General features: G+C 57.6%; 24 protein-coding genes and 2 pseudogenes. 10 read left to right on the forward strand and 16 right to left on the reverse strand.

Annotation, left to right across the window (positions count from 1 at the left end; translation table 11 throughout):
• Window positions 1-323, reverse strand: a pseudogene (locus AACR93_RS10800) (tyrosine-type recombinase/integrase); the annotation flags it as partial.
• 105 nt (window positions 324-428) lie between these two features.
• On the opposite strand from AACR93_RS10800, the pseudogene AACR93_RS10805 reads away from it, so the two are divergent.
• Window positions 429-860: pseudogene (locus AACR93_RS10805) on the forward strand (helix-turn-helix domain-containing protein); the annotation flags it as partial.
• Between the two features lie 177 nt (window positions 861-1,037).
• Here the strand turns inward: AACR93_RS10805 and AACR93_RS10810 are convergent.
• The 4 genes from AACR93_RS10810 to potA all read right to left on the reverse strand — a co-directional run bounded on the left by AACR93_RS10810 (window position 1,038) and on the right by potA (window position 4,931).
• Window positions 1,038-2,105 carry an extracellular solute-binding protein gene (locus AACR93_RS10810; RefSeq protein ID WP_082044096.1) on the reverse strand — a complete coding sequence of 356 codons (1,068 nt, stop codon included), beginning with the start codon at window positions 2,103-2,105 and terminating at the stop codon, window positions 1,038-1,040.
• 81 nt (window positions 2,106-2,186) lie between these two features.
• The gene (gene potC / locus AACR93_RS10815; RefSeq protein WP_005336644.1) at window positions 2,187-2,957 is read right to left on the reverse strand and encodes a spermidine/putrescine ABC transporter permease PotC; all 771 of its coding nucleotides are present in this window, start codon (window positions 2,955-2,957) and stop codon (window positions 2,187-2,189) included.
• Window positions 2,954-3,841, reverse strand: a complete 888-nt coding sequence (gene potB, locus AACR93_RS10820; protein ID WP_043850771.1) for a spermidine/putrescine ABC transporter permease PotB — start codon at window positions 3,839-3,841, stop codon at window positions 2,954-2,956. The genes potC and potB overlap by 4 nt, the downstream gene beginning before the upstream one ends.
• Window positions 3,828-4,931: a spermidine/putrescine ABC transporter ATP-binding protein PotA gene (potA, locus tag AACR93_RS10825; RefSeq protein ID WP_043850772.1), complete on the reverse strand. Its 1,104-nt coding sequence runs from the start codon at window positions 4,929-4,931 to the stop codon at window positions 3,828-3,830. The genes potB and potA overlap by 14 nt, the downstream gene beginning before the upstream one ends.
• Window positions 4,932-5,122: 191 nt before the next feature.
• Between potA and AACR93_RS10830 the strand changes: the two genes are divergently transcribed.
• Both AACR93_RS10830 and AACR93_RS10835 read left to right on the forward strand, forming a co-directional pair.
• Entirely contained in the window at window positions 5,123-5,860 is a 738-nt protein-coding gene (locus tag AACR93_RS10830; protein ID WP_043850773.1) for a hypothetical protein, read from the forward strand.
• Between the two features lie 16 nt (window positions 5,861-5,876).
• Window positions 5,877-6,566, forward strand: coding sequence for a DUF2987 domain-containing protein (locus AACR93_RS10835; RefSeq protein ID WP_043850774.1), 690 nt, complete (start codon window positions 5,877-5,879; stop codon window positions 6,564-6,566).
• A 104-nt stretch (window positions 6,567-6,670) separates the two neighbouring features.
• Here AACR93_RS10835 and ttcA read toward each other — a convergent pair whose 3' ends face one another.
• From ttcA to ccoN, 11 genes are all read right to left on the reverse strand, one after another.
• On the reverse strand, window positions 6,671-7,579 hold the full coding sequence (gene ttcA / locus AACR93_RS10840; RefSeq protein ID WP_005336634.1) for a tRNA 2-thiocytidine(32) synthetase TtcA: 909 nt from the start codon (window positions 7,577-7,579) through the stop codon (window positions 6,671-6,673).
• Between the two features lie 74 nt (window positions 7,580-7,653).
• Window positions 7,654-8,601: a universal stress protein UspE gene (gene uspE / locus AACR93_RS10845; RefSeq protein WP_042031012.1), complete on the reverse strand. Its 948-nt coding sequence runs from the start codon at window positions 8,599-8,601 to the stop codon at window positions 7,654-7,656.
• A 151-nt stretch (window positions 8,602-8,752) separates the two neighbouring features.
• Window positions 8,753-9,508 carry an FNR family transcription factor gene (locus AACR93_RS10850; RefSeq protein WP_033113524.1) on the reverse strand — a complete coding sequence of 252 codons (756 nt, stop codon included), beginning with the start codon at window positions 9,506-9,508 and terminating at the stop codon, window positions 8,753-8,755.
• A gap of 68 nt (window positions 9,509-9,576) precedes the next feature.
• Window positions 9,577-10,263: a sulfite exporter TauE/SafE family protein gene (locus AACR93_RS10855; protein WP_043850775.1), complete on the reverse strand. Its 687-nt coding sequence runs from the start codon at window positions 10,261-10,263 to the stop codon at window positions 9,577-9,579.
• The gene (gene ccoS / locus AACR93_RS10860) at window positions 10,247-10,435 is read right to left on the reverse strand and encodes a cbb3-type cytochrome oxidase assembly protein CcoS (protein ID WP_043850927.1); all 189 of its coding nucleotides are present in this window, start codon (window positions 10,433-10,435) and stop codon (window positions 10,247-10,249) included. Before ccoS ends, AACR93_RS10855 begins: the two co-directional genes overlap by 17 nt.
• 138 nt (window positions 10,436-10,573) lie before the next feature.
• Window positions 10,574-12,970 carry a heavy metal translocating P-type ATPase gene (locus AACR93_RS10865; RefSeq protein WP_043850776.1) on the reverse strand — a complete coding sequence of 799 codons (2,397 nt, stop codon included), beginning with the start codon at window positions 12,968-12,970 and terminating at the stop codon, window positions 10,574-10,576.
• Window positions 12,971-13,056: 86 nt separating this feature from the next.
• Window positions 13,057-13,557, reverse strand: a complete 501-nt coding sequence (locus AACR93_RS10870) for a FixH family protein (protein WP_043850777.1) — start codon at window positions 13,555-13,557, stop codon at window positions 13,057-13,059.
• Window positions 13,558-13,697: 140 nt separating this feature from the next.
• Window positions 13,698-14,678: a cytochrome-c oxidase, cbb3-type subunit III gene (gene ccoP / locus AACR93_RS10875; RefSeq protein WP_041207798.1), complete on the reverse strand. Its 981-nt coding sequence runs from the start codon at window positions 14,676-14,678 to the stop codon at window positions 13,698-13,700.
• Window positions 14,675-14,857, reverse strand: a complete 183-nt coding sequence (locus AACR93_RS10880) for a CcoQ/FixQ family Cbb3-type cytochrome c oxidase assembly chaperone (RefSeq protein ID WP_041207797.1) — start codon at window positions 14,855-14,857, stop codon at window positions 14,675-14,677. The genes ccoP and AACR93_RS10880 overlap by 4 nt, the downstream gene beginning before the upstream one ends.
• 10 nt (window positions 14,858-14,867) lie before the next feature.
• On the reverse strand, window positions 14,868-15,482 hold the full coding sequence (ccoO, locus tag AACR93_RS10885; RefSeq protein WP_041207796.1) for a cytochrome-c oxidase, cbb3-type subunit II: 615 nt from the start codon (window positions 15,480-15,482) through the stop codon (window positions 14,868-14,870).
• Window positions 15,483-15,498: 16 nt separating this feature from the next.
• Window positions 15,499-16,923: a cytochrome-c oxidase, cbb3-type subunit I gene (gene ccoN / locus AACR93_RS10890; RefSeq protein WP_042031008.1), complete on the reverse strand. Its 1,425-nt coding sequence runs from the start codon at window positions 16,921-16,923 to the stop codon at window positions 15,499-15,501.
• Between ccoN and AACR93_RS10895 the strand changes: the two genes are divergently transcribed.
• From AACR93_RS10895 to AACR93_RS10925, 7 genes are all read left to right on the forward strand, one after another.
• A complete protein-coding gene (locus tag AACR93_RS10895; RefSeq protein WP_156033901.1) occupies window positions 16,915-17,082 on the forward strand; it encodes a hypothetical protein in 168 nt (55 codons plus the stop codon). The genes ccoN and AACR93_RS10895 overlap by 9 nt on opposite strands.
• A gap of 124 nt (window positions 17,083-17,206) precedes the next feature.
• Complete coding sequence (locus AACR93_RS10900) at window positions 17,207-17,668, forward strand: hypothetical protein (RefSeq protein ID WP_043850778.1); 462 nt, start codon at window positions 17,207-17,209, stop codon at window positions 17,666-17,668.
• Window positions 17,669-17,770: 102 nt separating this feature from the next.
• Window positions 17,771-18,229, forward strand: coding sequence for a GAF domain-containing protein (locus tag AACR93_RS10905; RefSeq protein ID WP_043850779.1), 459 nt, complete (start codon window positions 17,771-17,773; stop codon window positions 18,227-18,229).
• A gap of 101 nt (window positions 18,230-18,330) precedes the next feature.
• Complete coding sequence (gene proQ, locus AACR93_RS10910) at window positions 18,331-18,969, forward strand: RNA chaperone ProQ (protein ID WP_043850780.1); 639 nt, start codon at window positions 18,331-18,333, stop codon at window positions 18,967-18,969.
• An 8-nt stretch (window positions 18,970-18,977) separates the two neighbouring features.
• A complete protein-coding gene (prc, locus tag AACR93_RS10915) occupies window positions 18,978-20,993 on the forward strand; it encodes a carboxy terminal-processing peptidase (protein ID WP_043850781.1) in 2,016 nt (671 codons plus the stop codon).
• Between the two features lie 129 nt (window positions 20,994-21,122).
• The gene (gene pepN, locus AACR93_RS10920) at window positions 21,123-23,747 is read left to right on the forward strand and encodes an aminopeptidase N (RefSeq protein WP_043850782.1); all 2,625 of its coding nucleotides are present in this window, start codon (window positions 21,123-21,125) and stop codon (window positions 23,745-23,747) included.
• Between the two features lie 93 nt (window positions 23,748-23,840).
• Window positions 23,841-24,062 (forward strand): DUF2835 family protein, encoded by a 222-nt coding sequence (locus AACR93_RS10925; RefSeq protein ID WP_043850783.1) that lies wholly within the window; start codon window positions 23,841-23,843, stop codon window positions 24,060-24,062.
• Window positions 24,063-24,183 lie beyond the last annotated feature (121 nt).

The raw sequence follows: 24,183 nt of genomic DNA on the forward strand, positions 1-24,183 counted from the left end.
CATCTGGGTGAACAGTTACTTCTGGGCAACTGTGCATAGAGCTCTGGGCTGATGGGTACGCTGCGGCTTTTCTTGCTTTTGGTACGAGTGAAGGTGATGCGGTTGGGGGATACCTGAGACTGGGTCAGCTCCTCCACCTCAGACCAACGAGCGCCGGTGGCGAGGCAGAGTTTCACCACCAACAGCAGATCGGGGTTTGGACTCTCGGCGCAGGCAGCCAGCAGGTGCTTGAGTTCGTCAGGGTAAAGGAAGGCAAGTTCGGCCTCGGCCACCTTGTAGGCTCGCAAACCATCAAGGGGGTTTTCCCCCTGCCACTTCCCTAAATAGCTGTTCCGAATAGTAGATCACTGGAGGAAGGGAACTCAGTCCAGTTTGTGCGATCTCATTAGTCGCCAAACAAAACAAGCCACACCCAAAGGACTGAGTTGATGCCTATCCTACCACCCCTGCCACGGCCACAGCACCTCCGCATTCACAAAATCATCCATGCCACCCGTGATAAAGGACATGCTCGTCGCTTGATGGCCATCTTGCTGTTACATGAAGGACGTACGGTCACGGATGTTCATCACCTTACCGGCGCTGCTCGCTCGACCATCGGCCGTTGGCTTCGGTGGTATCGGGATGAAGGCGTGGGCGCCTTGGAAGCCTTACCGGCTGGCCGTGCCCCAGTTTTACCTATCGCCAATATTGTCACCTTATTAGTGCTGCTCATGCAGTTTTCTCCACAAGATTTTGGTTATCAGCGCAGGCGCTGGTGTACCGAACTATTGGCTATCAAAATCAATCGGTTAACAGGCCTCAACATGGCTGCCTCCACGCTCCGCCGATGGTTACCTCGTATGGGTATTGTCTGGCGCTTTAGCTCTAAAGAGTCCGGTCACGCATTTCAATGCACGCGTGTTCACATTTATCAACTTTTGATATCTGCAGGTGAGGGGCCGTTGTGATTAGGCCTCGCAGAGGTGATGACGAAGAAAAAGGGAGCTATTGCTCCCTTAATTCATTGATCCCGTCAGGGTACGTGAAAAGCCGACTTAACCGGCCTTGGCCACCATGGCTTTCAGCTGCAGGAAGTACTGCTCGTAGAGGCGGGAGGCATCCCCTACATCGGACTGAAACTCACCCTTGCGTTTGATTTCGTCGCTCGGGAAGACCATGGGGTTATTGCGAAACGCCGGGGTGAGCAGGGGAATGGCATCCTTGACCGGAGTGGGGTAGCCAATCGCCTCGGCCACCTTGGCGGCCACATCGGGGCGCATCAGGAAGTTGATCAGGGCGTGGGCCTCTTTCACATGCTTGGCCTTGGCCGGGATGGCGAGGTTGTCCATCCAGAGTACCGCCCCCTCTTCGGGATAGGTCATCTGGATGGAGGGGTATTCGCGCTGGGCGCCGTAGGCCGAGCCGTTCCACAGCATGCCGATATTGACCTCACCGGCGATAAAGGGGTCGGCCGGGTTGTCGGAGTTGAACGCCTTGACGTTGGGCATCAGCTTTTTCAGGTATTCGAACGCTTCGGCGATCTGTGCCTTGTCCCGGGTGTTGGGGCTGTAGCCCAGCTGCACCAGCGCGATATGGAACACCTCGCGGGCATCGTCCATCAGCAGCAGGCTCTCTTTCCACTCCGGTGCCCAGAGCTGCTTCCAGCTGGTAACCGGCTGTTCGATGATATCGGTGTTGGTGCCGATCCCGGTTGCGCCCCAGATATAGGGGATGGAGTAGCGGTTGTCCGGGTCGTACTCGTGGTTGAGCAAGGTTGGGTCGAGGTGCTTGAAGTTGGGCAGCTGGGCGCGATCCAGCTGCTGCAGCATCCCCTCTTTGGCCATTTTCGAGATGAAGTAGGTGCTGGGCACCACCACGTCATAGCCGTCGCCATGGGTTTTCAGCTTGGCGTAGAGGGTCTCGTTGGCTTCGTAGGTGGAGTAGATCACCTTGATGCCGGTCTCTTGCTGGAACTGCTCCAGGAGGCCGTCCGGCACATATTCCGACCAGTTGTAGAAGTAGACCACCTTGTCATCGGCCGCGTGAGCGCTCTGGCTCAGCAGCGGGGTGGTGAGGGTGAGGGCGGCTGCCAGCAGGGCGCCGGCCTTGTGTTGGATTGTCATCAACAACTCCTTGGGGTTATGGGGCCTTGCGGCCCACCGTGACAGAGTTCGCCAAAGATGGCGGGGACGAAACGGGTAGGGTCAACCCTGCCGTTTGCGCAGTAACAGTTGCGCCAGCAGCACCATCCCGAGGGAGGCGACCAGCATCAGGGTGGCCAGGGCGTTGACCTCGGGGGAGACCCCCACCTTGACCATGGAGTAGATCTTGAGCGGCAGGATCTCGTAGGCAGGGCCGGTAACAAAGGAGCTCACCACCACGTCGTCCAGCGACAGGGTAAAGGAGAGCAGCCAGCCCGCCATCACCGCCGGCAGCGCCAGCGGCAGTATGATGCGGCGCAGGATGATCCACTCGCCAGCCCCCAGATCCCGCGCGGCTTCCAGCATCCGCACATCAAAACCGCACAGCCGCGAGTAGACGGTGATCACCACAAACGGCAGGCAGAAGGTAATGTGGGCGATCAGTAGCGACCAGAAGCCCAGCGCAATGCCGGTCACCACAAACAGGGTCAGGAGCGAAATGGCCATCACGATATCGGGGGACATCATTACCACGAACAGCATGCCGCTCACGTACTGCTTGCCGCGAAAACGGTAGCGAAACAGCGCCACGGCGGTGAGGGTGCCGATCAGGGTGGCCGCGGTGGCGGTGAGGGCGGCGATGGTCAGGGAGTGCTGGGCCGCCTGCATCAGGCTGGCGCTGGCAAACAGCTTCTCATACCAGCCAAGGGTAAAGCCGCGCCAGTCGATGCCATATTTCGACAGGTTGAAGGAGTTGGCGATCAGCACCCCGATGGGCACATAGAGATAGCCAAACACCAGTAGCAGAAACAGAGCTTTCAGTGCGCGCATCATGCCAGCTCCCCCTTTTTACTGAGCAGTTTGCCCGCCCGCCAGTAGCAGTAGACCAACAGCGCCATCAGCACCGTCAGCATCACGCTGATGGCGGCGCCAAAGGGCCAGTCACGGCTGTTGAGGAACTGGGTCTTGATCAGGTTGCCGATCAGCAGGTGCTTGGCGCCACCCAGCAAGTCGGAGACGTAGAACATTCCCATCGCGGGCAGGAACACCAGCAGACAACCGGCGATGATGCCGGGCAGGGTGAGGGGCAAAATGATCCGCACCAGCCGCTGCCAGCCGTTGGCGCCAAGATCTCGCGCTGCCTCCAGCAAACGGCCATCCAGCTTCTCGATGCTGGAGTAGAGTGGCAGCACCATAAAGGGGAGCAGCACATAGACCAGCCCGATGATGACGGCCACCTCGGTATACATCATCTGCAGCGGCCGCTCGATAAGCCCCAGATCCAGCAGCCAGCCATTGATCAGCCCCCGGGTGCCGAGCAGCACTTTCAGCGCATAGGTGCGGATCAGGGAGTTGGTCCAAAACGGCACCACCACCAGAAACAGCAGCAGCGGGCGGATGCGTGTTGGAAGATGGGCCAACAGCCAGGCAAAGGGGTAGCCCACTAGCAGGCAGATGGCGGTGGCGAGCAGCGCCAGCCAGAGAGAGTGGAGCAGCACCTCGAAATAGAGCGGGTCCAGCAGGCGGCCATAGTTGCTCAGGGTAAAGAGCGGCGCGATAAGCTCGGACTCGTCACGGCTCAGGAAGCTCACGCCGATGATCATCAGGTTGGGCAGGAAGACGAACAGCGTCAGCCAGCCCAGGATCAGCGCAATGGCCGTGTTGCGAAAGCCGTTGTGGGCAAAGCTGTGCGCTACCCGCAGATTAGTGAGGCTCATAGGGCAGCACCACCTCCCAGCTGTCGACCCAGTGGATCGCCACCTCCTGACCCAGACGGTAGTCAAAGTCAGGGTCATCCTCATCGAAGAACTCGGAGATAAGCAGCTGTTTTCCACTTTCGAGTTCGATCACCGAATCCAGCGTCGCCCCCTTGTAGTTGCGCTCGCGGATGTTGCCCCGCAGCGCGCCGCTCTGATCGTCATCCTGATCGAGAATTCGCAGATCTTCCGGGCGCAGCAGCACCAGCACCTTGTCGTCTGGCTGGAACGGCAGTGTGGTATGGAGCAGGCATTCGCGCCCCTCCACCTCTGCCTGCCAGATACCGGGCTCGCGCTGATTGATCAGCTTGCCATCCATCACATTGATCTCGCCGATAAAGCGGGCCACGAACAGGTTGGCTGGCGATTCGTAGATATCGCGCGGGGTGCCGCGCTGGATGATCTTGCCTCCCTCCATCACCAGGATGCGATCAGACATGGTGAGCGCCTCTTCCTGATCATGGGTAACGAAGACAAAGGTGATGCCAAGGCGACGCTGCAGCGCCTTGAGCTCGCTCTGCATCTGCTTGCGCAGCTTGTAGTCGAGCGCCGAGAGGGATTCATCGAGCAGCAGCAGGCGGGGCTTGTTGACCACGGCGCGGGCGATGGCGACCCGTTGTTGCTGACCGCCGGAGAGCTGATCCGGGCGGCGGTTGGCCAGCTCGGTGAGCTGCACCATGGCGAGGGTCTCTTCGACCCGCTGGCGGATCTCGCTGGCCGCTACCTTCTGCATCTCGAGGCCAAAGGCGACGTTTTCAAACACCGTCATATGGGGGAAGAGCGCATAGCTCTGGAATACGGTGTTGATGTGCCTGTGTTCGGCGGGGATATTGGTGATCTCGTCACCGGCCAGATGGATGGTGCCACCATCGACCGATTCGAGCCCGGCCAGCAGGCGCAGCAGGGTCGTCTTGCCGCAGCCGGAGGGGCCCAGCAGGGTGAGAAACTCACCGTCATAGATCTCAAGGTCAAGGTCGCTCAATATCGCCTTGCCATCATAAAGTTTGCTGATCTTGTTCAGCGCGACAATTACCTGTGGATTGTTCATCATCCGCCAGTCTCACCCCAGCCAGTGGCCATCATGTTGAAAGAGGGCCGCATTCTATGCAGCCAATCCATGAAATTAAAGGCTTTTTGGCCGCAAGTGGTCAGGAAAAACGACTACGAATAGCAGGCCAAGTCGCTATAATGTGCCACCTGATTTGGTCGTTTTCGATGTTGGATAGTCAATTGAGTAACAGAATGCGTATTGGCGGCTCTCTCGAGCAATCTTTGAACAAGGGTTATCGCCTGGACCTGAAAGGGGTCATTCAAGAGGGGTGGCAACAGACTCGCCGTACCGGATTTGGCCTGCTGCTGGCGATTGTCGGCGTCACGGCGATCTGGATCCTGCTCAGCAACATGGTGCTGGTGCCCTATATCGGCGATGACAGCCAGATGAATGTGGCGATGGTCCTGAGCCTGCTGATCACCGTCATCATGGCCCCCATGACCAGTGCCCTCGACATGCTCGGCTTACAGCAGTCGGTCGGCGTGCGCGCCCGGGCGAGCCAGGTGTTCGACTTCTTCCGCCACTTTGTGCGCCTTGGCATGCTGAGTCTGCTCGGCAGTCTGCTCACCAGCCTGTTTGGCCCGCTGTTCGAACTGATTGGGTTGCCGGTGATGTTCTCGTTTATTCCTTCCGCACTGATCGGCATGGGGCTGCTCTTTACCGTGCCGCTGGTGCTGGAGCGCGGCATGACGCCGCCGCAGGCCATTGTGGTCTCGCTCAAGATCTTCTTGCGTGGCTGGCCGAGCCTGGTGCTGTTTCACGGCGTGATGGCTGCACTCTTCTTTGTGGCCCTGATCCCGATGGGGTTGGGTCTTATCTGGGTGGCACCGCTCTACTTCAACTGCAAGGGGATCCTCTATCGGGATCTCTGCGGGGTGGCGGTAGAGGTTAACGAGGTGGCTGAAGGACCCAACCATTTCAATGCATGATGCAAAAGGACGCTGAATGATCTGTCGATATGGAGTGATCTCTACCGTACGTCGTACCCTGCTGGCCAGCCTGCTGCTGCCGACACTGACGATGGCCGGGCAACCTGTGCTGGAGCTGCAATATGGCGCCTTCTACAGCCAGATGAAGACCTTCGCCAAGGGCGAGTTTGGCCATGCCAGACTGGGGTTTTATCTGACCGATCCGCAAAATGGCAAGCGCTGTGCGCTCGACTCTGCCCGGGTCTCGACGCAGGACAAGGATGTGAAGGGGGAGGTGACGATCGACAGCGAACTGCGTCTGCCATTCGATGACGATCTCAATCTCGACAAGGCGGTGGTTGCGGTTGCCCTGAAAGTGCCGCACGCGACCTGCGATATGACGGTGCAGGTGATGGCCGATGCACCGGCCGTTCCCGACATGCCACTGGCTGAGCTTGCCAAGCGTCAGCAGCAGATGCAGCAGCTGCTGGACAAGATGGCTGGCATGGTCGGCAAGTACTTCTTGCCGAAGATGGAGGGTATCCGGATCACGCTGGTCGAGCCGCAGGGGACTGCCTACCTTGTCGATGGGGCCCGGCAGGAGCCCGTTGCGTGGCAGCATGGCCAGTTGCTCTTGAGCAATGCGCAGCTGAGTGTATTTGCGGCGGGTACCTTGCGTCTGCAGGGTGAGGTGTTGCGACTGACCCCCTGGTTGCACAAGGGCTGATGCCGATGGCGCTGTCACGTTGGTAACTGGCAGATCAAGAAAGCAAAAAAGGAGCGATTATCGCTCCTTTTTTATTGTGTGGCGTTTACTACTGTGAGCGCGGCTTAGCGCACTTCAATCACATCCAGCATGTCCATCTCGTCGATGTCCAGCAGCGGTGCTTTTGGCATCTCGGGTGGATCAAAGGCCTTGTCACCACCATCGATGATGCCGGAGTCGCGGTTGATGCTCTTGAAGTCAAACAGCTTGTGGTCGAGCAGGTGGCTCGGGATCACGTCCTGAATGGCGGTGAACATGGTCTCGATACGACCCGGGAAGCGGCGATCCCAATCCTGCATCATCTGCTTGATGGCCTGACGTTGGAGGTTCTCCTGCGAGCCGCACAGGTTGCACGGAATGATGGGGAAGGCTTTGACATCGGCGTAGCGGATCAGGTCCTTCTCTTTGCAGTAGGCCAGCGGGCGGATCACCACGTTCTTGCCATCGTCGCTCACCAGCTTGGGCGGCATGGACTTGAGCTTGCCACCGTAGAACATGTTGAGGAACAGGGTCTCGAGGATGTCGTCGCGGTGATGGCCAAGGGCAATCTTGGTGCAACCCAGCTCCTGAGCGGTCCGGTAGAGAATACCGCGGCGCAGTCGTGAGCAGAGAGAACAGGTGGTTTTACCTTCCGGCACCTTCTCCTTGACGATGGAGTAGGTATCCTCTTCGACAATCTTGTACTCGATGCCGAGGGAGTCCAGATACTCCGGCAGCACGTGCTCGGGGAAGCCGGGCTGCTTCTGATCCAGGTTGACGGCAACCAGATCGAAATGGATGGGGGCACTGGCTTTGAGGCTCATCAGTATGTCGAGCATACCGAAGCTGTCCTTGCCGCCGGAGAGGCAGACCATGACCTTGTCGCCCTCTTCAATCATGTTGAAGTCGGCAATGGCCTGACCTACGTTGCGCCGCAGGCGCTTTTGCAGTTTGTTGAAACTGTATTTTTCTTTGGCGTTCAGCTCTTCTAGCATGCTCGTAAAACCCGGGACACAAATAAGCGCGTTATTATAGCCATGTCCCGGGGGAGGGCAAGGTGCCAGGCACCTTATGATTGATTGCGACGGCTGTCGACCGGGCAGCTGTAGTCGGCCGGTTTGAGGATCAGCAGGTCGCAGGAGAGGCGGTCGATCACATGCTCAGCTGTATTGCCGAGCAAGGCGGCCGAAAGGCCGGTGCGGCCGACGCAGCCCATGATCATCAGATTGGCGTCGAGCTCTTCAGCCATGTCAGGCAGCACCTCTTCCGGCAACCCTTCCGCCACCCGGGTCCAGAGATGGCCGATACCGAACTTGTCGGCATGGCTCAGCAGCAGGGTCTCATGGTGTTTGCGAATAGCCTCGTTGTAGGCGTTGGGATCAAACTCCGGTAGCTCGATGGCCACATTGACCGGGGTACCCGGATAGGTGTTGACCAGATAGAGACTGGAGCCGAGCAGCTCGGCGATATCGCCACCTTCCTGGGTGATCCGCTCGTTGAGCAGCTTCTGATCCGGATCGTCGCTGGAGCAGTTGATGGCGGCGATGATATTGCCGCCTCGTTTCCAGTGCCCCTCTTTTACCAGCAGCACCGGACAGGGGCATTTGCGCAGCAGATGCCAGTCGGTCGGCGTGAAAATGAAGGTTTGCAGGAAGCTGTGATGGTGGGTGGCCTTGACCACCAGATCGTGACGTTGCTCCAGCACCTCCTGAATGACGGATTCGAAGGGCCGGTTGTGCCAGATCACTTTGACCTCGCAAGCAATCCCTTGCGAGCGGTAGGGTGTGAGGATTTCGTCCAGCCACTCTCGCCGTTGGGAGATGACGCCGTTACGCATCTCTTCGCGCTCCTCGACGGAGAGCATGGCGGTCATTTCATATGAGAAGTCATAGATGGTGAGCAGCAGGGTCAGGCGGGCATTGTCGTCCAGCTCGGCGATCTTGACGGCCCGTTCGAGGGCGATTTGACGCTCCTCTTCTGGATTGATAACTACCAGAATATTCTGATATTTGACCATCTTCTCCTCCTTGGAAAAGTCCAATGACGGCAGAATCTTAGTCATTACAGCTTAGCGCAGGAGGAGGGGGGCTGGAACGTACCGGATCACATTCCAGAGGAAAGGATCCGGCAGGGAAAGCGGAATAAAAGCGGGGTTGTAAGGAGAAAAATCAGCCGCAGGGCGGACGGGTAGCTCCGGCCATCATGCCCAGTGCGACCTGATCCAGCACGGTAATGTATTTGCCTTTGACGCTGATGAGACCGGACTTCTGGAAGCGGCCGAGCAGACGGCTGATGGTCTCGACGGTCAGACCCAGATAGTTGCCGATATCGCCACGGGTCATAGCCAGACGGAACTCTTTGGCAGAGAAACCGCGTTCGGAGAAGCGCACCGAGAGGTTGTGCAGGAAGGCGGCGAGGCGCTCTTCAGCATTCTTCTTGGAGAGCAGCAGGATCATCTCCTGATCGCCCATGATTTCACTGCTCATCAGACGCATGATCTGCTGGCGCAGTTTGGGCATCTTGCCGGAGAGATCATCCAGTACTTCAAAGGGGATCTCGCACACCATGGCCGTTTCCAGCGCCTGAGCAAAGGAGGGGTGAGCCTGTTTGTTGATGGCGTCAAACCCGACCAAATCACCAGCCAAGTGGAAGGCGGTGATCTGCTCATCGCCCTGTTCGGTGATGGTGTAGGACTTGATGGTCCCGGAACGAATGGCGTAGAGCGACTTGAACTCATCACCGGCCTTGAACAGCTCCTCACCCTTCTGGATCGGCTTTTTGCGCTCGATGATGCTATCGAGCTGATCAAGCTCGTTGTCGTTCAGGGTGAAGGGGATACAGAGCTGACTGATGCTGCAATCCTGGCAATGAATTGCACAGCCACCGCTCTGGATACGTCTGCCAGGTTTCTTTTCCGGGATCATAGGCTCATACGAATAATTGATTTATATCAAACAAGTTTACCACCAACTCATCCGTTTTGGATAGGGTTTCAAAAGGCGGCTATGCCAACCCACAGGGTATGAACCCCGAACAAAATGAGTAACAGCGCGCCGCCAAGACGCAAACTGCGCAGGGTTAACCAGTATCTGAGGCGGTCAGCAAGCCCCCCCAGTGCGAACAAGGTCGGCAGGGTGCCGAGACCAAAAAAGAGCATGATCAGCGCCCCGCCAGCGGCAGAGCCGGCAGCCGCACTCCAGGTCAGCATGGAGTAGACGAGCCCGCAGGGGAGCCAACCCCAGACCATGCCAAAGGGGAGTGCCTGCAGCGGCGAGGTGAAGGGGAGAAACTTGCCGGCAAGGGGTTTGATATGCGGCCAGAGTTTGGCGCCGAGGCGCTCCAGCAGCAGGATCCCCTGCCACCAGCCGGCCAGATAGAGACCAAGGGCGATCATCAGCAGCGCGGCTATCAGCCGCAGCCCTTGGATGGCATGTTTGCCTGCGCCCAGTTCATTGGTGGTGGCGAGCAGGCCGCCCACCAGCGCGCCTGCCAGCACATAGCTGAGGATCCGCCCCAGGTTGTAGTTGAGCAGGTAGCCAAGCCGCCCCCAGAAGTGCTGCTTGTCGGCGGGGATGGCCATGGAGAGGGCGGCGGAGACGCCACCGCACATGCCGATGCAGTGAGCCGAGCCTGCCAGTCCTGCCAGCAGGGCACCAAGCAGATCAAGGTTGTGAGTCATGGGAGGAGGGCTTTACCACTTTTTGTTGGGGTTCATCTTCATCGAACAGGATGTTGGAACCCTGGCGATCGAGATCTTCAAATTGTTCGGAGCGAATGGCCCAGAAAAAGACCACGCCGGCGATGACGACGAAGAGAATGGCGATGGGGATCAGGACAAAAATTATGTTCATGAGAGGTACCTTGGCATTCATCCGTGGCAAGCGTCCTCCATGGTAACCCCGTTCGGGAGGAGGGCCAGCCGCTATCGGTCAAAAATGTGGCCTGCATCGGAGGCAGGCCACTATTTCAGCTATTTTCTTGCAGTTTGTTTATCTATTGAGGCGCATCGAGTTGGTCACCACGATGAGTGAACTGAGCGACATGCCCGCGGCTGCCAGATAGGGAGGCAGCCAACCACAGGCTGCCAGCGGCAGTACCAGCAGGTTGTAACCTATGGACCAGGTAAAGTTCTCGATGATGATCTTGCGGGTGCGCAGCGCGAGCCTCCTGGCATCGAGCAGACGACTGAGATCATCGGCCAGCAGAATTGCATCGGCGCTGTTTTTGGCCAGGTCAGTGCCGCCCGCCATGGCAAAGGAGGCGTGCGCTCCGGCCAGCACGGGGGCATCGTTGATGCCATCACCCACCATGATGCTGATCTCGCCCTCTGCTTCACGGGCTTTGAGATATGCCAGCTTGCCATCCGGCGTCACCCCCTTGACCAGCTCGTCGACCCCAAGGGTTCGGGCAATCTCGTCAGCCTGGGGAGAGCTGTCACCGGTCAGAATAGTCGTCTGCAGACCGGCAGCCTTGAACGCTTCGATCAACGCTTTGGCATCTGGGCGTAAGGTGTCATCCAGTTCGAAACGGGCGAGCAGTTGCTGTTCGTCGGCAAGGTAGATGGCAAGACCATGCTGGGCGTTATCGTGACTCTCGATACCAAGCCAACTGGCGCTGCCGATACGATAGCGAACACCGTCTACCAGCCCGGTGATGCCGTGACCGATGACTGGTGTGATCTCGCTGGCCTGTGGCAATAGTGCCACTTCATCGGCGGGTAGCCTGAAAGCGCGGGCGATGGGATGCTCGGACTGGGACTCCAGCGCCCGGGCGATACTCAAGCAGCGGTTTGCATCGAGCGTGCCGAGCGCTGTGGTTGCGGACAGGCGGATCTCACCTGTGGTGAGCGTGCCAGTCTTGTCCATCACGATCCGGTTGGCCTTGGTCAATATATCCAGCACATGGCCGCGGCGCAGCAGGATGCCGTTGCGGGTCAGATTGGCGGTCGCCGAGGTCAGCGCGGTCGGCGTTGCCAGCGAGAGCGCGCAGGGGCAGGTAGCCACCAGCACGGCAAGTGCGATCCAGAATGCCTGTTCCGGTTGGTGGAAGTGCCAGAAGGTCCAGACCGCCGCCGCAATGATAAGCAGCACCAGAATAAAGTGGCGGGACAGCTGATCCGCCATCTGGGCGATGGCCGGTTTGTCATCGAGGGCATGATCCTGCAGGCGCATGATCTGGGAGATGCGCGACTCTTCGATGCGGTGGGTCACCCGGATCTGTAGCGGCGCATCGGTGTTGATGGTGCCGGCATAGACCAGAGCGCCGCACTGCTTGAACAGCGGCAGCTGCTCGCCGGTCAGCATCGCCTCGTTGAGGCTTGCCTCTCCCGCCACGATGACGCCATCCGCGGGCAGCATCGCCCCTGCCAGTACCCGCACCCGATCGCCGACTTGCAGGGTCTTGGCTGCCACTTCACGCTCGCCATCCTGGTCGATCAGGGTCGCCATGATGGGCACCAGCCGTGCCAGGTTGGAGCTTGATTCGGAGGCTTTGCGCCTCGCCCGCAACTCAAGAAAACGGCCAAGCAGCAGGAAGAAGACGAACATGGTGATGGAGTCGTAGTAGACCTCACCGGTATTGAACACTGTGGCCCACATGGAGGCGATAAACGCCCCGATCAGTGCCAGCGATACCGAGACATCCATCGACAGATGCCCCTGCTTCAGGCTGCGCCAGGCGTTGATGTAAAAGGGTTGGGCCGAGTAGATCATGATGGGGGTGGAGAGCAGCAGGCTTATCCACTTGAAGTAGACCATGAATTCATCTTCGACGCTGATAAAGAGGTCCATGTAGAGCGCGACGGCGCACATCATCACCTGCATCGACCCCAGCCCCGCCAATGCCAGCCGGAACATGTAGCTGCGCACCTCTTTGGCGTAGAGGGCTTCCTGCTGATGGGTCTGGAAGGGGTAGGCGCGATAGCCAATCTTGGCGAAGCCCTTGAGAATGTCGCTCAGGGAGAGCTGGGCCGGATCCCATTTGATACGGGTGCGATGGGTCGTGGTGTTGACGTTGATGTAGCGCAGACCGCTTAACGTCATCAGATGCCGCTCAATAAGCCAGGCGCAGGCGGCGCAGGTCAATCCCTCTACCGTCAGCTGGATTTCGCGCGTTGTCTCGCGACCCGTGCCGCTGTCGGTGACAAACTCCTGCTGCACTTCCGCCAGATCGTAGTGGGTGAGGGCAGCGAGTTCCTCGGGCACCAGTTCCCCCTTGATGCCGGGGGCGGTGCGGTGGTCGTAATAGCTGGCAAGGCCGCACTCCATGATGGTTTCTGCCACGGCCTGACAGCCGGGGCAGCACATGGGCCTGACGATCCCCTTTATCTCGAGGGAATAGCCGCTATTGGCGGGAACCGGCTCGCCACAGTGAAAGCAAGGGGTCATGATTTATGTTCCCCTAAATGCAGAATGCAAGCTGCACGGTTGCTGGCGAGAATCAGCTCGCCACAGTGAGAACAGCCGGTCATGACTTAGCGTCCTTTCGGATCGAGTTCGACAGGTGCCCGGGTGGGCAGTTGTACCGTCTCTTGCAGGCGCCACTCGTGGTTGAACGCATCCACCCGGATGTGCCATTTACCGGTGAGGGGCTTGTCGAAGTGGAGGCGATAGGTGCCGCTCGCATCGGCGGTGATCATGTGTTCGCTGTCCAGCCCAGCCAGGGTAGGGTGGAAGAGCGACAGATAGAGGGCCTGACCCGGCGGGATGTCACCGCTGACGGGCTTGAGGGTCAGCTCGTGGCTGTTGACCTCAAGGGCGAAACGGATATTGAGGGCTTCGGAGCGATCGAACTTGCTCAAGTCCTGATTGATCTCTTTCCCTTGTTTGTAATAGTCCTCGGCCACCAGATTGACCCCATCCTTGCTGGCAATGATGGAGGTAGAGATGCTGCCGACAACGGCGGCAGTGGGGAGGGCGATGATAAACCAGGGCCAGAATTGGCGATACCAGGGTTTGATTACAGGTTGGGTCATGATGCTACTGCCGTGAAACGAATGATTAACGAGTAAGAGAGCTTTTCTGCAACACAAGATAACAAAAAGCCTCGAGGAGTCGAGGCTTTTTGCTGTGTAATCACGTGTTTATCACATGTTACGACTTATGTGAGCGACCTTTATTTAGCAGGCTGATGGGACAGGCTGTAAACGTAGGAAGCCAGCAGGTGTACCTTGTCTTCACCCAGGATGTCTTTCCAGGCCGGCATCACACCGTGGCGACCGTGGGTGATGGTCTGCACCACCACTTCGCGGGAACCGCCGTAGAGCCAGGTGTTGTTGGTCAGGTCCGGTGCACCAACGGCGATACCGCCCTTGGCATCGGGGCCGTGGCACGCAGCACAGATGGTGAAGCGCGCTTCGCCCTTCTTGGCTTCGACCAGATCGACCTTGCGACCGGAGAGGCTCAGCACATAGGAAGCCACCTCTTGCACACCGTCTTTGCCGAGGATTTCACCCCAGGCAGCCATGATCCCCTGACGACCGCCCATGATGGTGGTCTTGATTTGATCTGGCTGGCCGCCCCATTGCCATTCGCTGTCGGTCAGGTTCGGGAAACCGCGACCGCCGCGGGCATCAGAGCCGTGGCACTGGGAGCAGTTCTGCAGGAACAGACGCTGACCCACTTTCAGGGCTTCCGGATCTTTGGCGATTTCGGTGATGGCACGGTAGGTCTTGCCATCAGCCTCATAGGTCAGTTCACGGAACTTGGCGCCATAGATCTCGTCAGCCTTGGCGACCTCACGGTCGTACTCCACGGCGCGACCTTCAGCCTTGGCTGATTCGGTTGCCGCCTTGGATTCGGCCAGCGAGCGTACGTCCTGGTTGGAACTTTGCCAGCCCAGCAGGCCTTTGAAGTTGCCAAGACCCGGGAAGGCGACCAGATAGACCAGACCGGTGACGATGAAGAAGAGGAACATGTAGGTCCACCACTTCGGCAGCGGGTTGTTGATCTCCTCGATACCATCGAAGGAGTGGCCCATCGGCTTACCTTCTTCAACGCCCATCTTGTCCTTGAGGCACCACATCAGCAGCAAGAAGCAGCCGAGGATGGTCCCCAGGGTGATGACGGTTACGAAAATACTAAACAGAGTGCTCATTCTTGTTTCGCTCCTGCGTTCTTTTTATCAGCACCGGCTTGCTCATCATCGGCAAACACCAGATTGGCGGCCTCATCAAAAGAGGTCTTGCGGCGTTTGCTGTAGGCCCAGACGATGATGCCAATCATGATGGCCATCAACAGCAGGGTATACAGACCGCGAAATGTGCCGTAATCCATCTCAGGCTCCTTATTTCAGGGCATGACCCAGTGATTGGAGATAGGCGATGAGGGCTTCCAGCTCGGTCTTGCCTTTAACAGCTTCCCCTGCCCCCTGAATATCCGCATCGGTATATGGCACACCGAAGTGATCGCGGAACAGCGCCAGTTTTTTGCCAGTCATCTCGCCGGTCAGCACGTTGGTGTCGAGCCAGGGATAGGCAGGCATGTTGGACTCGGGAACCACATCACGCGGGTTGATGAGGTGAGCATGGTGCCATGCATCGGAGTAGCGACCGCCTACGCGGGCCAGGTCCGGGCCGGTACGCTTGGAGCCCCACAGGAAGGGGTGCTCCCACACGCTCTCGCCAGCGACCGAGTAGTGACCGTAACGCTCGGTTTCGGCACGGAACGGGCGGATCATCTGGCTATGGCAGTTGGTGCAGCCTTCGCGAATGAAGATATCGCGTCCTTCCATCTGCAGTGCGGTATAGGGCTTGAGGCCCTCAACCGGCTCGGTGGTCTGCTTCTGGAAGAAGAGCGGGGTAATTTCAACCAGGCCCCCCAGGCTGATGGCGAAGATAATGGCCACCACCAGCAGAGGAACGTTCTTTTCAAGGATCTCGTGACGGTTATTGTTGCTCATTCTTGGACCTCTTCAATCATGCTGGCTGGGCGACAGGTTCCAGGGAACCTTTGGGCGCAGTGATGGTGCGATAGGCGTTGTAGGCCAACAGCAGCATACCGGTGACGAAGAAGCAGCCACCCAGGAAGCGCACGAAGTAGAAGGGATAGGAGGCCTGCAGCGCTTCTACGAAGCTGTAGGTCAAAGTGCCGTCTTCGTTGACTGCACGCCACATCAGGCCTTGCATCACGCCGGAAATCCACATGGCAACGATGTAGAGCACGGTGCCCACAGTCGCCAGCCAGAAGTGGACGTTGATGAGCTTGATGCTGTACATGCGGCCCTGACCGAACAGGTTCGGGATCAGGTGATACACCGCACCGATGGAGACCATGGCTACCCAGCCCAGCGCGCCGGAGTGAACGTGACCTACGGTCCAGTCGGTGTAGTGGGAGAGGGCGTTGACAGTCTTGATCGCCATCATCGGGCCTTCGAAAGTCGACATGCCGTAGAACGACAGGGAGACGATCAGGAAGCGCAGGATGGGGTCATAACGCAGCTTGTGCCAAGCACCGGAGAGGGTCATGATGCCGTTGATCATGCCGCCCCAGGAGGGCACGAACAGGATCAGGGACATGACCATGCCGAGGGACTGGGCCCAGTCAGGCAGCGCAGTGTAGTGCAGGTGGTGCGGACCGGCCCAGATATAGAGGGAGATCAGCGCCCAGAAGTGGACGATGGAGAGACGGTAGGAGTAAACCGGGCGTCCAGCCTGCTTGGGCACGAAGTAGTACATCATCCCGAGGAAGCCAGCAGTCAGCAGGAAGCCTACCGCGTTGTGGCCATACCACCACTGCACCATGGCGTCCATGGCGCCGGAGTACATGGAGTAGGACTTCATGGCGCTGAGCGGCACTTCCATGTTGTTGACGATGTGCAGCACGGCGACCGTGATGATGAAGGCGCCGAAGAACCAGTTCGCCACATAGATGTGGGAAGTGGTGCGCTTCATCAGCGTGCCGAAGAAGACAATTGCGTAGGCGACCCAAACCACAGTGATAGCCAGGTCAATCGGCCACTCCAGCTCGGCATACTCCTTGGCGGAGGTGTAACCCAGCGGCAGGGAGATGGCAGCCGACAGGATGATTGCTTGCCAGCCCCAGAAGACGAAGGTCGCCAGCGGGCCACCAAACAGCCGGGTTTGGCAGGTGCGCTGAACAACGTAGAACGACGTTGCCATCAGAGCGCTGACGCCAAAGGCAAAAATCACCGCGTTGGTATGGAGGGGCCGCAGACGACTGTAGGTCAGCCACGGAGTGTCGAAGTTAAGAGCAGGCCAGATAAGCTGGGCTGCGATCAGTACGCCAACCGACATGCCGACAATTCCCCAGACAATCGTCATGACGGTAAACTGGCGAACAACGGTGTAGTTGTACTCAGGATGGTTAGTTGTATGGCTCATCGTTATATTCCGCTTCCGATGCTGCTGTTGTTTGGTTTTTTGTCCGGCAAACCGGACGGGCTTCATCGCGCTATCTTCAACCACTTGTTAACACCTGTTAACGAAAGGAAAAGTAAAAGATGGCTAAATGAAAACTCCATGGGAATGATACTGAACTGACAGGTAAAATAACAGTATAAACAGTGATATATTTGGCTCCGCTCGGTCTCGTTGACACGCTTGTTTTACCTTGTGCGAGATCAAAAAAAGACCATTTTTATTACATCTTTACAGGGTGTTTTTGATGAAAGAGAGACTGACTGCACAGAAAGTAATGCATCTTGTGCTAGTGCTGGCCGTTTTGGTGGCGTTGGTGAGCTATCGCACCTGGTTTGCAGCCGATAACGCACAAAATTCCGAGCCAACAAAAGATCAAATTTGTGATCTTTCCCACAGCAGTTGTGACCTATTAATTGGTGAAAAGTCGATGGCAATTGCTATTTCACAATTACCTGTGCGCGCCGAACGCGATTTTATTATTCGATTGGAGGGCGGGGACCCCGGGATTAAACCGATCAAAGCCTGGCTCGAGGGGCGAGATATGTTTATGGGCACCATCCCTGTTAATTTTGAATCAAGCGGCAATGGCTGGCAGGCAAATGCGCTGGTAGGAAGCTGCACATCCCCCATGATGGTCTGGTTGCTCAATATTGAGTGGAGCAATGGCCAGCGCCAACAGCTGGCACTTTCAGTCGCTCGAGAATAGTGATGTCGTGGCAGGGAAGGGGGACTCTGGAAAAAATATTTGAAATTTTTGTCTCAGAGGTTACCTTCCCTTCAGTCTACAGGGAGTGAAGTGCATTTAATCATGAGTGACAAGAACGCCTTTTATCGTACCCTCAACCGGCAAGCGCAGGCGCTGCTGGAAGGGGAGCCAGATCTGATCGCCAAACTCGCCAACCTCTCCGCCTTGCTCAATCAGGAGTTGACTGGTATCAACTGGGTCGGTTTTTATCTGTTGCAAGGGGATACCCTGGTGCTGGGGCCCTTCCAGGGCAAGCCTGCCTGTGTCCGGATCCCGGTTGGCCGTGGTGTCTGCGGTACGGCTGTTGCCCAAGGCAATACCCAGGTGGTGGATGATGTGCACCAGTTCGAGGGACATATTGCCTGTGACGGTGCCAGCAACGCTGAAATTGTGATTCCGCTGCGCCGGGGTCACGAGATCATCGGGGTGCTGGATATCGACAGTCCGATTTTTAACCGTTTCGACCAGGAAGACCGGATTGGTCTTGAAGAAACGGTGCAAATTTTGGAAAGCATGCTTTAAGTCATTGCTAGATGGTTCGCAAAAGGCCCCAAGCTCTCTATAATGGGGCCTTTGTTGTGCTCGGGAAGTGCCCGTGCGTTTATTGAAAGCCAAGGTTATACATGGAAAACACTGAGAAGCTGAAGAACAGTAAAGAGATCGTTGCCTACCTGGTCGAGAAATTCCCGGCCTGCTTCGTTGCTGAAGGAGAGGCCAAGCCGCTCAAGATTGGCATCTTCCAGGATTTGGCCGAGCGTCTTGCTGACGATGCCAGAGTCTCCAAGACCATGCTGCGCTCCGCACTGCGTCAATACACCTCCAGCTGGCGCTATCTGCATGGGCTCAAAGCCGGTCAGGCTCGCGTTGATCTGGATGGTAACCCGGGCGAACTGCTGACCGAAGAGCACATCGAGCACGCCAAGCAGGCTCTGAAAGAGAGCAAAGAGCGCGTCTTTGCCAGCCGTCGCACCAATACCAAAGAGAAGGATGAAAAGGCCAAGAAGCCGCGTCGTCCTGCTCCCCGCAAAACCGAAAAAGCTGATGTAGCTGCCAAGCCGAAAGCGCAGGAGAAAGCACCGGCCGCTGAAGCTCCGCTGGTAAAAGTGGATGCCGCTACGCTGAAAGTGGGTCAGGGTGTGCGCGTTGTTATGGGTAAATCCCCGGTTGCGGCCACCATCAAGGAAGTGACCAAAGATGATGTACAGGTCCAACTGCAGACCGGCATGATGCTGCGGGTCAAATCAGAGCACTTGGTTCTCTAAGGAGACAAATGTTGAAGCATGGCGTAATTCGTTTTTCCCTCGTTGCCTGTAGCCTGGCGTTTGTCGGGCTTGCACAGGCCATCGAGCCGGTGCTCAAGGAGAGTGATTTGCCTGTGTTGGCTCAAGAGAGCCAACATGCTACGGCCAGCAAGCGAATTACCAATCTGTTTACCCGCTCGCACTACAAACAGTTCAAGCTGGATGATGCCTTCTCCTCCGTGATCTTCGACAAGTATCTGGAGAACCTGGATTACAGCCGCAACCTGTTTTTGGCCTCTGATATCAGCCGTTTTGAAAAGTACCGTAACGGTTTTGACACCGACCTTGAAAGAGGCCGTCTGGCGCCCGCCTACGAGATGTTCAACCTGAGTCAGCAGCGACGTTATGAGCGGTACGAATACGCCCTCAAACTGCTCGATACTCCTTTTGATTTCACCCAGAACGACAACTATGTGTTTGATCGGGAAGGGGCGGCTTGGCCAAAAGATGAGGCTGAACTCAATGAGTTGTGGCGTCAGCGGGTCAAGTTCGATGCCCTGAGCCTCAAGCTCAGCGGCAAGGAGTGGCCCGAGATCAAGGAGCTGCTTGGCAAGCGTTACAACAACGCCATCAAGCGGATGTCCCAGACCGAGAGCGAGGATGTGTTCCAGCTCTTCATGAACTCCTTCGCTCGTGCCATCGAACCGCACACCAGTTATCTCTCTCCGCGCAGTGCCGATCGTTTCAATACCGAGATGAACCTCTCGCTCGAGGGGATTGGTGCCGTGTTGCAGGCAGAGGATGATTTCACCGTCATTCGCTCGCTGGTTCCCGGCGGCCCGGCTGCCAAGTCCAACCGCCTCAAGCCCGATGACAAAATCACCGGGGTAGGGCAGGACGATGGCAAGATTGTCGATGTGATCGGCTGGCGTCTTGATGACGTGGTCGAGCTCATTAAGGGGCCCAAGGGGAGCAAGGTCAAGCTGGAGATCCAGCGTGGCAAGGGGGCAACTGCCAAGACCGAGCTGATCGACCTGACCCGCGACAAGGTTCGCCTCGAAGATCGCGCGGCCAAGTCCAAGGTGATTAACGCCGAAGGCAAGAAGATCGGTGTCATCGAGATCCCGAGTTTTTACGTCAATCTGCATGATGATGTGATCAAGGAGCTCTCCACCCTCAACAAGCAGAAGATCGACGGCCTCATCATTGATCTGCGCGGTAACGGCGGTGGTGCCCTGACCGAAGCGTCTGCCCTGAGCGGCCTCTTCTTCGGCAGTGGCCCGGTGGTTCAGATCCGTGATCACATGGGTCGTATCACGGTCAACGGCGACGATGATGGCAACGTCTATTACGGTGGTCCGATGACTGTGCTGATCGACCGCTACAGTGCGTCGGCTTCCGAGATCTTTGCGGCAGCCATGCAGGATTACGGCCGGGCCCTGATCCTCGGTGAAAACTCGTTCGGCAAGGGGACGGTGCAGCAGCATCGCAGCCTCGCCAAGGTCTACGACTTCTACGAGCAGCCGCTGGGTCACGTGCAGTACACCATCGCCAAGTTCTACCGGATCAACGGTGGCAGTACCCAGAACAAGGGGGTTGCACCGGATATCAGCTTCCCGACACCGGTTGCACCGGAAGAAACGGGTGAGAGCCGCGAGTTCAATGCTCTGCCTTGGGACAAGATCGCGTCGGCCAAGTATGACAAGCTCGGCAACTTTGCCAGCCTGCTGCCCAAGCTGAAGTCGGCCCACGATGCACGCATCGCCAAGGATCCCGAGTTTGCCTACGTGATGCAGGACATTGCCGACTACAAAGAGGAGAAGGACAAGAAGTCAGTTTCCCTCAATGAAGCGGTACGTCTGGCAGAGCAGGCCAAGCAGGATGAGAAAGCGCTCAAGCGTACCAATGAGCGACTGGCTCGCCTTGGCAAGCCGCCGGTGAAGAGCCTGGATGAACTGCCTGCCGATTTTGAGGCTCCTGACGAATATCTGGTCGAAGCGGCCAATATTACGGCAGATCTGGCCAAGACCGGCAAACGCAGCTGATCTGACTGAGATAACGAGCAAGGGCGACGCAAGTCGCCCTTTCTTTTTGTCTGCTGCAAATTGTTTGACCCTGCCAGTTGGTTGTGACAGCCTCTTTCTCGCCTTTAACAAGCGTGGAAGCAGACAATAATGAACGATCACTCCCAGGCCATGACGGCCAAATATCGTCAGGACTATCAGGCACCGCTCTACTGGATCGACACCATCGACCTCGATTTCCAGCTGCAGGAGCCACAGACCCGGGTCACTGCCATTACCCGCATCCGCCGCAACGGCGAGCACAATGCGCCGCTGGTACTGGATGGTGAGCAGCTGACGCTAGAGAGCATCGCCATCGATGGCATCCCCTGCGAACACTACGAGCAGGGCGAGAGCTCCCTGACCATCTTCAATCTGCCCGCCGAGTGCGTGTTGACCATCGTCACCCTGCTGGATCCGGCCGCCAACACCGCGCTGGAAGGGCTCTACAAATCGGGTGATGCCTACTGTACCCAGTGTGAAGCGGAGGGCTTTCGCCGCATTACCTACTATCTGGATCGCCCCGACATTCTGGCGCGCTACAGCACCCGCATCACCGCTGACAAAGCCAAATATCCCTTCCTGCTCTCCAACGGCAACAAGGTAGATAGCGGCGATCTGGGCGACGGTCGCCATTTTGTGCAGTGGCAGGATCCGTTCCCCAAGCCCAGCTACCTGTTTGCGCTGGTGGCCGGTGATTTCGACGTGGAGCGCAACCATTACGTTACCAAAAGCGGTCGCAAGGTGGCTCTCGAGATCTTCGTCGACAAAGGCAATCTGGATCGCGCCGGTTTCGCCATGGAGAGCCTCATCAACTCCATGCGCTGGGACGAGCAGCGCTTTGGCCTCGAGTATGATCTCGACATCTACATGATCGTGGCGGTCGACTTCTTCAACATGGGCGCCATGGAGAACAAGGGGCTGAATATTTTCAACTCCCGTTTCGTACTGGCCAACCCGGCGACCGCCACAGACAACGACTACAACGATATCGAACGGGTGATCGGTCACGAATATTTCCATAACTGGACCGGCAACCGCGTCACTTGCCGCGACTGGTTCCAGCTCAGCCTGAAAGAGGGGTTGACGGTGTTCCGGGATCAGGAGTTCTCCTCCGATCTGGGCTCTCGTGGCGTCAACCGCATCGACAACGTGCGCACCATGCGCGGGCCGCAGTTTGCCGAAGACGCGGGCCCCATGGCGCACCCCATCCGTCCGGATGTGGTGATCGAGATGAACAACTTCTACACCCTGACCGTCTATGAGAAAGGGTCGGAAGTGATCCGCATGATGCACACCCTGCTGGGTGAGACCGCCTTCCAGGCGGGTATGCGCCTCTACTTCGAGCGTCACGATGGCTCGGCGGCCACCTGCGATGATTTCGTGCAGGCGATGGAGGATGCCTCCGGGGTCGATCTCGGTCGTTTCCGCCGCTGGTACAGCCAGTCCGGCACCCCCGAGCTGACCGTGACCGACGAGTACGATGCCGCGAGCGGTGTTTACCGTCTGCATGTGAGCCAGCATACCCCGCCGACTCAGGATCAACCGCAAAAGCTGCCGCTGCACATTCCGCTCGATATCGAACTCTATGACGAGCAGGGCACCGTTATTGCGCTGCAGTATCAGGGCAAGGCTATCGGCAACGTGCTCGACGTGCTGGAAGCAGAGCAGACCTTCCTGTTCGATCAGGTGGCGGTCAAGCCGGTTCCCTCCCTGCTGCGGGACTTCTCCGCGCCGGTCAAGCTGCACTTTGATTACAGCGATGAGGCGCTGGCCTTCCTGATGCGGCATGCCCGCAACGAATTTGCCCGCTGGGATGCGGCCCAGATGCTGATCAACAAGGCAGTTATCGACGGGGTAGCCCGGGTGAAGCATGGACAGGGGGTTGAGCTCTCCCAAACCCTGCTGGCAGCCTTTATCGCCATTCTGGAAGATGCCGAACTCGATCTGGCGCTCAAGGCGGAGATCCTGACCCTGCCGGGTGAGGCGACCCTGGCCGAACTTTTTGAGGTGGCGGATATCGATGCCATCCATCAGGTGCGTAACGAGATCACGACCTCGCTGGCGCAAGCCTTTGGCGACCAGCTGCTGGTGACCTACGAGAGCCTTCATCTGCCGGGTTATCAGGTGGCGCATGCCGATATGGCCAAACGCGCGCTCAAGAGCGTGGTGCTCGGCTATCTGGCGGCTCTCGATGCCGGCAGTGCTGACCTGCTGGTGCGCCAACAATATGCCGCTGCGGACAACATGACCGACACTCTGGCGGCGTTGCAGGTAGCAAACAGCTATCTGTTGCCGTGCCGCTCCGAGCTGCTGGCCGATTTCGAAGGCAAGTGGGCCCGGGATGGTCTGGTGCTGGATAACTGGCTGCGTCTGGTGGGCAGCAAACCGGCGGAAGATGTGCTGAGCGAGGTGCAGCAGGCGATGGCTCACCCGACCTTCAGTATTCGCAACCCGAACCGTCTGCGTGCACTGGTCGGCAGCTTTGCCATGAACAACCAGGTGCAGTTCCACGCCATCGATGGTCGCGGCTATCGCTTCCTGACCGATCTGCTGATCGAGCTCAACGAGGTCAACCCGCAGGTCGCTTCCCGCCTCATCACCCCGCTTATCCAGTTCAAGCGACTCGATGAGGGGCGCAAGGCGCTGATCCGTGCCGAGCTGACCCGCTTGGCCAACCTCGAGGGGTTGGCGCGGGATCTGTTCGAGAAAGTGAGCAAGGCGCTGCAGCAGTAACATTGACGGGGCAGGGGAGTGTCATCCTTTGCCCCGTTTTTTGACCCTCTCTGCTTGCCAGCGGGGTAAGCAGGGCATTTATCGGGAGTAAACGTGAAGCAATTTACCTTTCGGCTGTCGCTGAGCAGTGACGAGGTGATGTTGATGTATCAGGGGCACGCCAGACGGCTGGTAGTGCGCTGTGAACAAGGGCTGACCATCGAGCTTGGCATCGATAAAATCCGGCCTTTTGTCGCTATCAGCGGGGTACATGGCTATTTTCGTCTCAAAACGCAGGACGATTATCGCTTTATCAGCCTCGAACGCATAAGTTAACAAAAAACGAACAGTTTACCGACTGATTATCTGATTATGCTCACTATCTATCCGGAAAAGTGGCACAAAGGCAGTGGGAATTTCTGTTTTTTTGCCTGTTGGCAAAATATCTCACAGTTTA

This window comes from Aeromonas sp. L_1B5_3 (assembly GCF_963866575.1).
Taxonomy (GTDB): domain Bacteria; phylum Pseudomonadota; class Gammaproteobacteria; order Enterobacterales; family Aeromonadaceae; genus Aeromonas; species Aeromonas jandaei.